This is a genomic window from Acinetobacter sp. YH01021, from assembly GCF_013420255.1.
Taxonomy (GTDB): Bacteria; Pseudomonadota; Gammaproteobacteria; order Pseudomonadales; family Moraxellaceae; genus Acinetobacter.
Window position 1 is genome coordinate 1 of record NZ_VOYO01000012.1, and the last position, 13761, is coordinate 13761.

Annotated in this window: 14 protein-coding genes; 3 read left to right on the plus strand and 11 right to left on the minus strand. The window is 44.9% G+C overall.

The genetic code is table 11. From position 1 onward, the window contains the following. The 5 genes from FTT86_RS09735 to FTT86_RS09755 all read right to left on the minus strand — a co-directional run. Positions 1 to 619, minus strand: a 619-nt coding sequence (locus tag FTT86_RS09735; protein ID WP_180181092.1) for a GTP-binding protein, incomplete at its 3' end; no start/stop codon positions are given. 92 nt (positions 620 to 711) lie between these two features. Continuing rightward, positions 712 to 2847 (minus strand): elongation factor G, encoded by a 2136-nt coding sequence (gene fusA, locus FTT86_RS09740; protein ID WP_180181093.1) that lies wholly within the window; start codon positions 2845 to 2847, stop codon positions 712 to 714. 128 nt (positions 2848 to 2975) lie between these two features. Then, positions 2976 to 3446, minus strand: a complete 471-nt coding sequence (gene rpsG / locus FTT86_RS09745) for a 30S ribosomal protein S7 (RefSeq protein WP_004279240.1) — start codon at positions 3444 to 3446, stop codon at positions 2976 to 2978. 180 nt (positions 3447 to 3626) lie between these two features. Then, the gene (gene rpsL, locus FTT86_RS09750; RefSeq protein ID WP_002050319.1) at positions 3627 to 4001 is read right to left on the minus strand and encodes a 30S ribosomal protein S12; all 375 of its coding nucleotides are present in this window, start codon (positions 3999 to 4001) and stop codon (positions 3627 to 3629) included. A gap of 155 nt (positions 4002 to 4156) precedes the next feature. Further along, complete coding sequence (locus tag FTT86_RS09755) at positions 4157 to 5641, minus strand: EcsC family protein (RefSeq protein WP_180181094.1); 1485 nt, start codon at positions 5639 to 5641, stop codon at positions 4157 to 4159. 273 nt (positions 5642 to 5914) lie between these two features. On the opposite strand from FTT86_RS09755, the gene FTT86_RS09760 reads away from it, so the two are divergent. Continuing rightward, positions 5915 to 7144, plus strand: a complete 1230-nt coding sequence (locus FTT86_RS09760; protein ID WP_004730606.1) for a beta-ketoacyl synthase N-terminal-like domain-containing protein — start codon at positions 5915 to 5917, stop codon at positions 7142 to 7144. A gap of 23 nt (positions 7145 to 7167) precedes the next feature. After that, entirely contained in the window at positions 7168 to 7620 is a 453-nt protein-coding gene (locus tag FTT86_RS09765; RefSeq protein WP_004730607.1) for a CopD family protein, read from the plus strand. A 59-nt stretch (positions 7621 to 7679) separates the two neighbouring features. On the opposite strand, the gene FTT86_RS09770 is transcribed toward FTT86_RS09765, so the two are convergent. From FTT86_RS09770 to FTT86_RS09785, 4 genes are all read right to left on the minus strand, one after another. After that, positions 7680 to 9107 carry an amino acid permease gene (locus tag FTT86_RS09770; protein ID WP_168386743.1) on the minus strand — a complete coding sequence of 476 codons (1428 nt, stop codon included), beginning with the start codon at positions 9105 to 9107 and terminating at the stop codon, positions 7680 to 7682. Positions 9108 to 9275: 168 nt separating this feature from the next. Continuing rightward, complete coding sequence (locus FTT86_RS09775) at positions 9276 to 9641, minus strand: RidA family protein (protein WP_114541406.1); 366 nt, start codon at positions 9639 to 9641, stop codon at positions 9276 to 9278. 48 nt (positions 9642 to 9689) lie between these two features. After that, a complete protein-coding gene (alr, locus tag FTT86_RS09780) occupies positions 9690 to 10802 on the minus strand; it encodes an alanine racemase (RefSeq protein WP_168386742.1) in 1113 nt (370 codons plus the stop codon). 34 nt (positions 10803 to 10836) lie between these two features. After that, positions 10837 to 12096 (minus strand): D-amino acid dehydrogenase, encoded by a 1260-nt coding sequence (locus tag FTT86_RS09785; protein WP_168386741.1) that lies wholly within the window; start codon positions 12094 to 12096, stop codon positions 10837 to 10839. Positions 12097 to 12236: 140 nt separating this feature from the next. Here FTT86_RS09785 and FTT86_RS09790 point away from each other — a divergent pair, with 140 nt between their 5' ends. Then, a complete protein-coding gene (locus tag FTT86_RS09790) occupies positions 12237 to 12704 on the plus strand; it encodes an Lrp/AsnC ligand binding domain-containing protein (RefSeq protein ID WP_004646102.1) in 468 nt (155 codons plus the stop codon). A 90-nt stretch (positions 12705 to 12794) separates the two neighbouring features. Here the strand turns inward: FTT86_RS09790 and lysM are convergent, their stop codons facing one another. Together lysM and acpP are read right to left on the minus strand one after the other, a co-directional pair. Further along, positions 12795 to 13289 (minus strand): peptidoglycan-binding protein LysM, encoded by a 495-nt coding sequence (lysM, locus tag FTT86_RS09795; RefSeq protein ID WP_168386740.1) that lies wholly within the window; start codon positions 13287 to 13289, stop codon positions 12795 to 12797. A gap of 185 nt (positions 13290 to 13474) precedes the next feature. Continuing rightward, positions 13475 to 13711, minus strand: a complete 237-nt coding sequence (acpP, locus tag FTT86_RS09800; RefSeq protein WP_004646101.1) for an acyl carrier protein — start codon at positions 13709 to 13711, stop codon at positions 13475 to 13477. Positions 13712 to 13761 lie beyond the last annotated feature (50 nt).

Here is a 13761-nt window from a genome sequence, read left to right on the forward strand (position 1 = left end):
GCTCTGGCTCTGGAATGTAAGAGTCAAGTGCTTCAACAAGCGCAACTACCGCTGGCTCGCCGTATTGGCTGTCATCACCGTTAAGCGCAAGAAGAGCAGAACCACGGATCACTGGAGTGTCATCACCTGGGAAGTCGTAAGTAGAAAGAAGTTCACGAACTTCCATTTCAACTAGCTCAAGAAGCTCTTCGTCGTCTACAAGGTCGCATTTGTTCAAGAATACAACGATGTAAGGTACACCTACCTGACGAGAAAGCAGGATGTGTTCACGAGTCTGTGGCATAGGACCATCAGTCGCAGCACATACAAGGATCGCGCCATCCATCTGAGCAGCACCAGTAATCATGTTTTTAACATAATCGGCGTGGCCCGGGCAGTCTACGTGAGCGTAGTGACGAGTTGGAGAATCGTATTCTACGTGTGAAGTATTAATTGTAATACCACGTGCTTTTTCTTCTGGTGCAGAGTCGATTGCAGCGTAGTCTTTCGCTTCGCCACCGAATTTCTTCGCACATACAGTTGCAATTGCAGCTGTTAAAGTTGTTTTACCATGGTCAACGTGACCGATTGTGCCCACGTTAACGTGTGGCTTATTACGTTCAAACTTAGCCTTAGCCATGAGATCTTCCTTTTTAAACTACTCATGCAGGATCACTGCATGAGCACTTGGGTTTAACTATGAATTAGTTTGGGCTTATAGTAATCGAAAGATTACTCGTCGTCACCTTTTTTACCGCCAGATTGGAACTTAGAAATGATGCCTTCAGCCACGTTACGTGGAGTTTCAGCATATTTAGCAAATTCCATAGAGTAAGTCGCACGACCTTGAGACATAGAACGCATATGAGTTGCGTAACCAAACATCTCAGCCAATGGAACTTCAGCACGAATGGCTTTAGTACCACCAGGAAGATCGTCCATACCCTGAACCATACCACGACGACGGTTTAAGTCACCCATGATATCGCCCATGTAGTCTTCTGGAGTTTCTACTTCAACTTTCATGATCGGTTCAAGAAGGATAGGATCCGCTTTCATGAAACCATCACGGAAGGCATAAGAACCCGCCATTTTGAACGACAATTCGTCAGAGTCGACGTCATGGTAAGAACCGTCAAACAATGTCGCTTTAATGCCAACTACTGGGTAGCCAGCCAAAACGCCATTCTTCATACGTTCTTGAATACCTTTGTCAACCGCGCCGAAGAATTCTTTAGGTACAACACCACCTACAACTTCTTCAACGAATTCGTAATCTTTTTCAGATTCAGGATCCATCGGCTCTAAACGTACATATACGTGACCGAATTTACCTTTACCACCTGTTTGACGTACGAATTTACCTTCTTGCTCAACAGACTTTTTGATCGTTTCACGGTAAGAAACCATTGGCTTACCAATGTTCGCTTCAACACCGAATTCACGCTTCATACGGTCAACAATGATGTCAAGGTGAAGCTCACCCATACCAGCAATAATCGTTTGACCAGATTCTTCGTCTGTACGAACGCGGAATGATGGATCTTCTTTCGCCAAGCGACCTAAAGCAACTGACATTTTTTCTTGGTCAGCTTTAGTTTTAGGTTCAACTGCAAGTGCAATTACTGGCTCTGGGAATTCCATACGCTCTAGTGTAATTACGTGGTTTTCATCACATAATGTATCACCAGTAGTCGTGTCTTTAAGACCTACACATGCCGCGATGTCGCCCGCACGAATTTCTTCGATGTCATGACGGTCATTTGCGTGCATCTGTACGATACGGCCAACACGCTCACGCTTCATTTTTACTGGGTTATAACACGGGCTACCCGCTTTAAGAACACCAGAATAAACACGTACGAACGTTAAGTTACCAACGAATTTGTCGTTCATGATTTTGAACGCTAACGCAGCAAACGGTGCTTCGTCAGATGCTTCACGAGAACCTTCAGTCTCAGCTTTGTCATCAAGGATACCCTTGATCGCTTCAACGTCAGTCGGTGCTGGCAAGAATTCAATTACTGCGTCCAACATACGTTGAACACCTTTGTTTTTGAATGCTGAACCACAAAGCATTGGTTGGATTTCGTTCGCTAATGTACGCTTACGGATACCGCCAACGATTTCTTCTTTAGTAAGCTCTTCGCCTTCTAGGTACTTGTCCATGAGTTCTTCTGATGCTTCTGCAGCAGCTTCAACCATGTTAGTACGCCATTCTTGAGCTAGCTCAAGTAATTCAGCAGGGATTTCGCCATATTCGAACTTCATACCTTGAGATGCTTCATCCCAGATAATCGCTTTCATTTCGATTAGGTCAACAACACCCTGGAAGTTTTCTTCTGCACCAATTGGAACAACGATTGGCACTGGATTACCGCCAAGACGTGTTTTAACTTGTTCAACTGCACGGAAGAAGTTCGCGCCAGTACGGTCCATTTTGTTAACGAACGCAATACGTGGAACTTTATATTTATTTGCTTGACGCCATACAGTTTCTGACTGCGGCTGAACACCACCTACAGCACAGTAAACCATGCACGCACCGTCAAGAACACGCATAGAACGCTCAACTTCGATCGTGAAGTCAACGTGTCCCGGGGTGTCAATTACGTTAATACGGTGTTGTTCGAACTGGTTGCCCATCCCTTTCCAGAAGCATGTTACAGCTGCTGAAGTAATAGTAATACCGCGTTCTTGCTCTTGTTCCATCCAGTCCGTAGTTGCCGAACCTTCGTGAGTTTCACCAAGCTTATGGCTCTCACCTGTGTAGAACAAAATACGTTCAGAAGTGGTTGTCTTACCTGCGTCGATGTGCGCAGAAATACCAATGTTACGGTAACGAGAAATTGGGGTTTGACGTGCCATGATTTCTAGCATTCCTAAATTTTGTTGTTTAAAACAGGACGCTTTAAGCTGCATAGCAACTTAAAGCGCTTTGGTGACAAAACCATGACGGTCTTATCACCCTCCTGAATAGGGCCTGTTTTATCTGCTTAGAAACGGTAGTGAGAGAATGCTTTGTTGGCTTCAGCCATACGGTGCACATCTTCACGTTTCTTAACCGCAGCGCCTTTGCCTTCAGATGCATCAAGCAACTCGCCAGCAAGACGTAAAGCCATAGTTTTTTCAGAACGCTTAGCAGCAGCATCTACTAACCAACGCATCGCTAGAGCAGTACGACGGGATGGGCGTACTTCCATAGGAACTTGGTATGTAGCACCACCAACACGGCGTGCTTTTACTTCGACCATAGGACGAACTTTTTCAAGAGTAGTCTCGAAAAATTCAACTGGGTCTACTTTAGATTTTTCTTGAACGCGGTCTAAAGCACCGTAAACGATACTTTCAGCAATAGATTTTTTACCATCTTGCATTACGTGGTTCATGAATTTAGCGATTGTTTGGCTGCTGAACTTAGGATCCGGAAGGATTTCACGAGCAGCGACTACGCGACGTCTTGGCATTTTAAACTACCTATAAAGATGACACTTCAGGTTTATCCAGCATGAGTACAAAGTGTCATGTACTACTCGCTGGCCTTACTATACGTCGCTTGGAATTTTCACAAAATTAATGCAGAAATCAGACAAGCGAGACGATAAAGGATTGCGGTTCTACGTTCTTAAAATTTAATTCTTAACGAATTATTTCTTAGGACGTTTAGTACCGTATTTAGAACGAGACTGGTTACGATCTTTAACACCAGCACAGTCTAAAGAACCACGAACGGTATGGTAACGTACACCTGGTAAGTCTTTAACACGACCACCACGGATAAGAACAACACTGTGCTCTTGTAGGTTATGGCCTTCACCACCGATGTAGCTAGAAACTTCGAAACCTGAAGTTAAGCGAACACGGCAAACTTTACGCATTGCTGAGTTAGGTTTTTTAGGTGTAGTTGTGTAAACACGTGTACAAACACCACGGCGCTGTGGACAAGCCTTCAACGCAGGAACTTTAGATTTTTCAACTAAAGTCGTACGACCCTTGCGGATCAACTGATTTGTTGTTGCCATTTGGCAATTCTCCCGTTAATAAAAAGCCCCAAAAACTACTACTTTTTGAGGGCATGCAATTGTAATTCAAGATGCAAAATTGGTCAACCTACTCAAGCCAAGCAAATGCCGTTTCTCACGACATTTGCTTGCTTTTATTTACCTTCAAAATTCGCTTATTTTTTTGAATTTTTACCGGCTTTTTTGGTAACGTCTTGAGCTTCAGATTCAGTTTCCGAATTTTCTTGATCCTCTGCACCCTGCTGTGAAGTTTCCGTAGCAACCTCTGCCTCGTCAGCAGCTTCTGGATGCAGTTCAGCTTCGATTTCCGGATCAAATGAAGTTTTGGTTAAAGCGGGTTGTTGCGACTGCTTATCTACCGCAGGTTCAACCAACTCATCGTTAAGCGCCTCCAGCCCTTCACTCACCTTTTCATCTTTCTTCACTTCTGCTTCTTCAGAGCTTAGATCATTCTGCTCTTTTTTGACCAGCTTGACTTGGGTAATCGTGTTATTGCCTTCAATCGCAATATCTTTATCCATGATCGGCTTATCTTTCGCAGGCTCAACATCGTGAGAGGCACCATTTAGGAGTTTCGGAGTTGCCTGTTGTAACAAACTGACTGCTTTTTCATAGGCAGCATAAGGAGACAATTGCGAATCCTGATGCTGAATCAGGTATTGACGTGCATGCGAGAATGCTTCCTGAGCTTTCTGATTTACATCCTCGACAAAACGATGGCTATATACTGCACCAATACCTGCACTTGCCAGAGGCGTTAGTTTGGTTAATCGCTCCAGAATCGAAATTTTTGGCAGATGATTCATCCATTCCCATTTAGCCTCTCCCTCATGACGACTTAGCCATTGTTTGATAGCGCTGACATCATTATCAGAACCTAGCATGGCTTGTAGCTGGGAGATATCATGAGTTTTAAGGGTATTACTTAACGCTTTTAAACCCAATAACAAGGTTTGCTTTTCTGCAATCAGGCTCAGGTCGATCTGTCTAAAGATATGCTGGACGATTTCCTGATCATCTTCTTTGCTCAGGTCAAAACCATAAGAGCGACCGACTTGATAAATGGTACGCAACGCCATCAGTAAAGAAGCGGGAATATCAATCGCGGTGCCAAGCATCCCTGAAGCACCACTCACTGCACCCTGAACCGTCGCAATCCATTTGTTTTGTTCACCTAAAGCCTGTGAAATTCGCTTGGATCGGTCGACGTCCTGAGTCAATTCTTCTAAATCTTTCGCTCCAGCTTCATTCAGAATGGCATCAACCGAACTGGTTTGATTACTAAATTGATTCAGACGCTCATAAAAGTAGTTAGACACTTTTTCGGTTAAGTCTGGAGAAACAAAATGCGCGACATTATTCACGGTATTAAAGCGGCGCCCGAGAAGTTGACGAGAGACATTTGGAAGATGCTCGCGAAGCATTTGCTGAGGATTATCATATTTTTTAGCTGAAAAAGCGCTTTTCGTCTTCGCCGAACCGTCAATCACCTGATCGGAACTAGAAGGCTTCAACGCTTTAGTTACCGAATCCGGTGCAACATGATTCAATAAATCCAATCCAGTTGAGCTGAACTTTTTCGCCACTCCAAAGGCATTCGAAATCAGACCATTAGATTGTTTATTATTAGCATTTACCATTTTTTACCTCAGCATTCATGTGCTTGTATTTGGTATAAATACTAGGTGTAGTCAGCGTTTATCTCAACTTTATTCTGTTTCATTTAGTAAAACCCCTACACGCCGACTCACAAACTCAACCGACTGTCACACGGCATAACATTTGCCATAAGATTTCAAAAGTCTTTCTGCTATCATGTTCCCCATCATGAAATAAGGCTAAGCGCTGGATTGGGCGATTTTAAAACCCAGATATCTGCCGCTGAGCATAGAGCAAACTATAAGGATCTGTAGATGAAACGTGTTGTCATCACTGGCATGGGTATTAACTCATGTATTGGTAATACATTAGAGGATGTAAACCATTCTTTACAAAACGGGATTTCAGGAACACGTTTTAATCCGACTTATGCTGAACTCAATTTCAAAAGTCATGTCAGTGCTGCAGCCGAGCAGGATTTCGACGGGATCGACCGCAAACTGAAACGCTTTATGGGTGTATGTGCAATGTATGCGTACAACTCAGCTCTTGCTGCAGTTGAACATGCAGGTTTAAAGGTTGAAGATCTAGCTGGCAACCCACGCTATGGTATCGCGGGTGGTTCAGGTGGCGGTTCAACTGCTTCTGTTATTGAAATGAACGAATTATTGCAAACCAAAGGTGCGCGTAAAGTCGGTCCTTTCTTTGTACCACGTAATATGACCAACACCATTACAGCAAACGTTGGCGTTGCATTCAAATTACAAGGCGTGGCGCATACCATTACCAGCGCATGTGCAACCTCTGCGGATGCGATTGGTTATGCCTACAACCTGATTCAACTCGGCAAACAAGATTTAATGCTGGCGGGTGGCGGTGAAGAAGATCACTGGTCACAAAGCTTGTTGTTTGATGCGATGGGCGCACTTTGCTCTAAATACAATGACAGCCCTGAAACAGCATCACGCCCTTATTCTGCAGACCGTGACGGTTTCGTGATTGCCGGTGGTGGCGGTTTTGTGATCCTTGAGTCTTTGGAACATGCGCAAGCGCGTGGTGCTAACATTCTTGCCGAGGTCGTAGGCTATGCAGCTAACTCAGATGGTGCTGATATGGTTGCACCATCTGGTGAAGGTGCAACACGTTGCGTACTGATGGCTTTAGAAGAAGCAAAGCAACACGGTGTCGATAAAATTGACTATGTAAACACACATGGTACTTCTACTCCAGCGGGTGACATCACAGAACTTAAAGCAATGGAACGTGCTTTCGGTGAAGGCCAGGTTCCTCCATTAAGCTCAACCAAATCAATGACGGGTCACAGTCTGGGTGCTGCTGGTGTTCAGGAAGCGATTTATTCGGTTCTGATGATGCAAAATGACTTTATTGCGCCAAACATCAACGTGACCGAGCTGGATGAAGGCGCGAAACCGTTTGATATCGTGCTTGAAAAACGTGACGCAAAATTGAATACTGTGATGAGTAACAGTTTCGGTTTCGGCGGCGTAAATGCTTGTCTCATTTTCAAAAAGTGGGAAGGCTAAGCTGCCCAATTTAGGGTGACTTGATGGATGCTCCTTCTGATGCTTTCTTGTGGGTAAAAGCATTACATATTATTGCAGTAGTTTGCTGGTTCGCGGCTTTGTTCTACTTGCCACGTTTATATGTTTATCATGCCATGAGCGAAGATGCCATCAGTCATCAACGCTTTGAAGTCATGGAACGCAAGTTGTACCGTGGCATCATGTGGCCAGCCATGTTGGCCACCTTGATTACGGCACACTTTCTGGTGGATTGGGGTGATGCAACGCGTCATTACCATGAAGCCTTATGGTTTTACCTTAAAGTCGGCCTGGTCGGCTTATTGGTGATTTACCATCTGGTGTGTGGTTATTACCGCAAGAAGCTGATTGGTAATGCACACTACAAGTCACACAAGTTTTGGCGTTATTTTAATGAGATGCCAACCTTGATCTTATTTGCAGTGGTGATTTTAGTCGTGGTTAAACCTACTTTCTAATTCACCCACGCAATCAAAAAAAATCCCCGATCAGTCGGGGATTTTTTATGTCTGAATATTTAATGATTACCACGCTGACGCATACGTGGCTTATACAGCAGTCGATAGGTCACCGCCAGAATAATCAACCATAAAGGACTGATCATCAGAGCTTTTAGAGTGTCAGGTTCCAGGCTTAAAATAATCAAGGCGAATAACAGGAATGCCAATACCACATAAGACATCCATACCCCACCCGGCATTTTAAAGGTCGAGGCGGCATGCTTTTGCGGTTGCTGCTTACGGTAACGGATATAGCACACCATGATGATGCTCCAGATACTAATAAACAGGATCACACACAGCGAACTTGCCAGAGTAAAAGCTTCCATGGTGTTTGGTACAAAATACTGAAATGCTGCCCCCAACATAATAAAAGCACAGGAGAAAAATAACCCTGTGGCTGGTACTGCCCGACTAGATAACCGCGCTAAAGCTTGAGGCGCCTGTCCATCACGTGCCAAACCAAACAACATACGACTGGTCGAGAATACCCCACTGTTCATAGAGGACATCACTGACGACAATACCACCAGGTTCATGATAATGGCTGAAGTTGGAATACCGGCATACAGGAACAAACTCACAAATGGACTTTGATCCGCAGGAATCAAATGCCATGGTGTAACTGACATGATCATCAGCAATGACAATACATAGAACAGAATGATCCGCGTAGGAATGGCGTTGACCGCTTTGGGTAAATTCTTTTCCGGATCTTTGGTTTCTGCCGCCATCGTACCGAGCAGTTCCACCCCGACAAAGGCAAACATGGCAATCTGGAAGCCTGCCAGAAAACCAGTAAAGCCTTTGGGAAATAAGCCACCATGCGCCCAGACATTACTAAAGCTGGCGACGGCGCCACTCGGTGCCTGAAAACCGCTAAACACCATATAACCACCGACAAAGATCAAACCAAGAATGGCTAAAATCTTGATTAGTGCGAACCAGAATTCAATCTCACCAAACAGTTTTACCGTGACCAAGTTAATCGCGAGAATAAACAGCACACAACCCACACTAATCATCGCCTGCCCCATCGGGGTAAAGGCCATGCCTTCGGGCAACCAGAAACTCAGATAGTTAATAATCGCCGCGAGATCGGCAATCCCTACCAGCACCCAACCCAGCCAGTACGACCAGCCAATATAATAGCCAGCACCCGGCCCGATCAGGTCATGGGCCATATCAATAAAAGATTTGTAATGCAGATTGGACAACAGCATTTCACCCAACGCACGCATCAGGAAGAAGAACATGCCACCAATGATCATATAAATGATCAAAATTGAAGGGCCTGCCAGGGAGATGGTTTTTCCCGATCCCATAAACAGGCCAGTACCGATACAGCCACCAATGGCGATTAACTGCAAATGTCGGTTAGAGAGTTTTCGTTGCAACTCATGCGGCGACGATTTTACGTCTTCTGTGCCCGGGGTGGTTTTCATTTTTACATCCTTTTTAATCTTTACAACAGCATCAAGCTGAATTTACAACGTTCAGTCCTCGAACGCTTATATGACATTTTCATACTTTTTACTGCGCTGTTCAGTGAGATTTACTGCACTAAAACGACTTAAATCATTGCATGGGAGATTTCAATATCAAAAATTCAATTAAGCTTGAGCTGCAATGACTGCAATTTCAATCAGCCAGTCCGGATTGACCAAATCTGCCTGAATCGTAGCACGTGCCGGCGTACCATGACCTCGTAACCATTCCACCCAAAGCTGGTTTACGGTAGCAAAATCATCTAGATGCTTGACAAATAATTGTGCAGAAAGCAGCTGGCTTTTATCGGTATTTGCCAATGCGAGCAATTCCTCAATTTTTGCAAAGACTTCCAGTGTTTGTCCGCGTACATCCAGATCCGTGCTATTCGGCACCTGACCCGATAGATACACGGTTTGCTGATGAATCGTCACCGCACTCATGATTTGATTGCTGTTGAGTCGCTGAATGGCTGTATTTGCCTGTGTCATGCTGATATTCCTTGTTTGGGATATTTAAATAAAATTTAAATTAAAAATTTAAGCGTCAATCTGGAAATGAACCCGAGCGGTCACCGCACACATCAGCTCATAGCCGATGGTGCCTGAACTGGCCGCCACTTCATCAATCGGCAAAACCACACCTTGGGAAGATTGGCCCCAAAGTACCACTTCACTACCTATATCTGCGTGCGGCAGTGCAGTCAGATCTACCGCCAGCATATCCATACTGATTCGACCCAATGTGTGCGTTTTGATTGAATCTACCAGCAAGGGTGTACCGGTCTCCGATAGTCGTTGATAACCATCGGCATAACCACAGGCCACAATCCCGACCCGCATTTCCTGCATGGCAATAAATTTGGAACCATAGCCAACACTCTGACCTGTCTGGATCGTTTGAATGGCAATAATTTCACTGCGCAAGCTCATGCTCGGTTGCAGATTCCAGTCTTGAATCGTGTGTGTTGGATAATCTGGTGAACTGCCATACAGCATGATGCCGCTACGTACAATGTCTGAATGAAGGGTTTGATGATGCCGCAGAATGGCTGCGCTATTACTGAGCGAGATTTTACCTTCAAGCCCCTGAATGGACTGGCTAAAAATCAGGTTTTGATACTGAATCCCGTCCACGCCAAAACGCTGGCCATCCGCATCGGAGAAATGGGTCATATGGGTAATGGAACGGACAGTGTTCAGCTGTTGCAGCTCCTGCCAGATCTCTGCATATTGCTGCGGCTCGAAACCCAGACGGTTCATGCCGCTGTTCATTTTCAAATACACATCAAACTGTGCATCCGGCGCTATTTCGGCAAACTGTTTCAGCCATTGCACTTGATGTCGGGAATGAATGGCAAAGCTCATTTCATGCTTCGCACATTCAAATAAATCCGCGAGAGCGAAAATACCTTCGAGCAACAGCAGCGGCTTCTTGCATCCCAGCGCACGTAGGCGCGTGCCCTCTTCAATATCCAGAAAAGCAAAACCGTCTGCACCTTGAAGTGCAGCATAGACCCGTTCAATCCCGTGCCCATAGGCATTAGCCTTGACCACGGCAAATACCTGACTATTGGGCATACATTGGCGCGCCACACTTAAATTATGCGCAAGCGCCTGCTGATGAATGATCGCAGTAATGGGACGTGGCATACATTCCTCCTTGAATATTCCGCCTCAGATGGTCTTAAGCCGCCTGGTGATAGCGCGCCAATGACAGACCTTCGGTGCTGATTTCAGGATCACGGGCCAAGACCAGATCGCTGATTAATTTTCCTGAACCGCAGGCCATGGTCCAGCCCAGCGTGCCATGTCCAGTATTCAGGAACAGGTTTTTAAAACGGGTTTTCCCAATAATTGGCGTACTGTCCGGGGTCATTGGACGCAGGCCTGTCCAGAAGCTGGCCTGATTCATGTCACCCCCCGGGAATAAATCACGGGTCACCATTTCCAGCGTGCCGCGACGGTCTTCATTTAATCCCAGATTAAAACCGCTCAATTCAGCCATTCCCCCTACGCGGATGCGCTGGTCGAAACGGGTAATCGCAATTTTATAGGTTTCATCCAGTACTGTAGATTGTGGTGCATAGGCCGGATCTAAAATCGGAATGGTCAGTGAATAACCTTTCACCGGATAGACCGGTAAATTCAGTTCAAGCGGTTTGAGGAAATCACGTGAATAACTACCAAAGGCCAGCACATATTTATCTGCCGTGAGCACCTGACCATTCACCAGAACACCTTTGATCTGGTCACCTTCTACAATCAGCTTTTCAACGTTTTGATTAAACTTAAACTCTACACCCATCCCTTTGGCATGTTCTGCCAGGGCATTGGTAAACAGATAGCAGTCACCTGTTTCATCATTGGGTAAATGAAGACCACCCACCAGTTTGTCTTTTGCCTGTGCCAATGCCGGTTCTACACGCGCCAGTCCATCGCGATCCAGCAGTTCAAACTCAACTCCAGTTTCCTTCAGAACTTCGATATCGCGCTGAACTGCATCCAGCTGCGCATCTTTACGGAAAATCTGCAAAGTACCTTTCGCGCGGTTTTCATAAGAGATGCCAATATCACGGCGCAAATTACGTAAACAGTCACGGCTGTATTCAGCCACACGCACCATCCGTTCTTTATTGACTGCATAATGCTGGGCATTACAGTTTTTCAGCATTTGTGCCATCCACTGCAATTGCCACAAGCTGCCATCGACATTGATCGCCAACGGTGCATGATGCTGAAACATCCATTTGACTGCCTTAAATGGAATACCTGGTGCAGCCCAAGGGGTCGAATATCCTGGAGAAATCTGCCCGGCATTACCGAAGCTGGTTTCTTGCGCCGGACCTACCTGACGATCCAACACAGTCACGGTTGCTCCCTGCTGCGCCAGATAGTAAGCGCTTGCCACACCAATCACACCACTACCTAAAACCAATACGCGCATTACCTTAACCCTCAAACATCTTTTCAGTTTATTTCACTAGTATATTTTTGCTTTAATAGTTAAATTCACTATATTCAGACTGTATATTCAGTGAAATAAATGTTTTTTCGGGCAGAATTAAAAAAAAGAGGGAAATATTGATGCGCAAATTAGACCGCATTGACCGCATGATTCTGGATATCCTGCAACGCGATGGCCGGATTGCCATTAGCGAACTTGCAGCACGCGTCAATCTATCGACCACACCCTGTTCAGAGCGGGTAAAACGGCTAGAGCGTGAAGGCATCATCATGGGCTATTACGCCCGTTTAAATCCGGAAATGCTGGAGCGCAACCTGCTGGTTTTTCTGGAAATTAAACTCTCAGCCAAATCAGGTGATGTCTTTGATCAGGTGGCTCGTAATCTGACTGAGATTCCAGAAGTCCTGGAATGCCATTTAATTTCCGGTGATTTTGATTATCTGGTCAAAGCGCGTTTAAAAGAAATGAGTGCTTATCGGCGTTTACTGGGGGATTTACTGAAAAAACTGCCCGCTTCCGCCTCCTCGCACAGTTATGTGGTGATGGAAGAAGTCAAAGAAAGTTTATATCTGGACTTGGGTATTTAGTAGTGATGGCTTTTTAAAGCTACTGGCAAAAAAAACAACAAAGCCCCAAACGGGGCTTTGTGATCGAATATTAATTGGACTTATTAAAAATCAAGCAGGAATGCGGAGCACCTGTCCCGGAAAAATATCATCTGCATCTTTGAGCAACGGACGGTTGGCTTCAAAAATCTTATTATACTGATTGACATCACCATAAAATTCTTTTGAGATTTTTGACAAACTGTCACCCGATTTCACCGTGTAGAACTTACTTTCCGGCTCAGGACTGCTTACCGTAAGCTGATCATCCACTTTGGCCACATGATCAATATTACCCACGGCCAGGACGATCTTTTCACGATCGGCCTGACTTTGTACCTGACCTCTGATCGTCGCCAGATCAGAAGCGGAGTTATAACTGATGGATAAGCCAGTGATCGGAAGGCCCAGACTTTTCACATGGCCGAGTAGTTTATTTGCCACTTCCTGAGCAGAAGGCTCTGCAGGTTGTGTTGCAGTCGGCGTTGTCGTTGTAGGTGCAGCCTGTGGTTCTGCAGCAGCTGTATTCTTCTTACCGATACCTTTTACAAAATCAAAAAGACCCATAGCGGACTCCATTCTTGTTGTTAATGTCACATCACTCTTATTTTTATAATGAAAACTCTAGAGAGATAGTTAGTCATTGGTGACAGAAAGGTAATGGATTGTAAAACCTCCATTCATGTGAAATGCAGACACAAAAAAACCACCTCAAGGGTGGTCTTTATGTTCAGCAAAGCTGAAATCGGCGATTAACCTAGTTTCTTAGAAACGTAGTCAATTGCAGATTGAACAGTTGTGATTTCGTTAGAATCTTCATCAGGAATCGTGATGTCGAAATCATTTTCGAAAGACATAACAAGTTCAACTAGATCTAGAGAATCTGCACCTAAGTCATCCATGAAAGACGCTTCGTTTTTAATCTCTTCGATTTTGATACCAAGTTGTTCTGCAACTGCTTGCTTAACACGTTGTTCGATATCGCTCACAGGAATTCTCCTCATTGCTTGTGGCGTTTTTAATGCCGTTAGTTTAATTG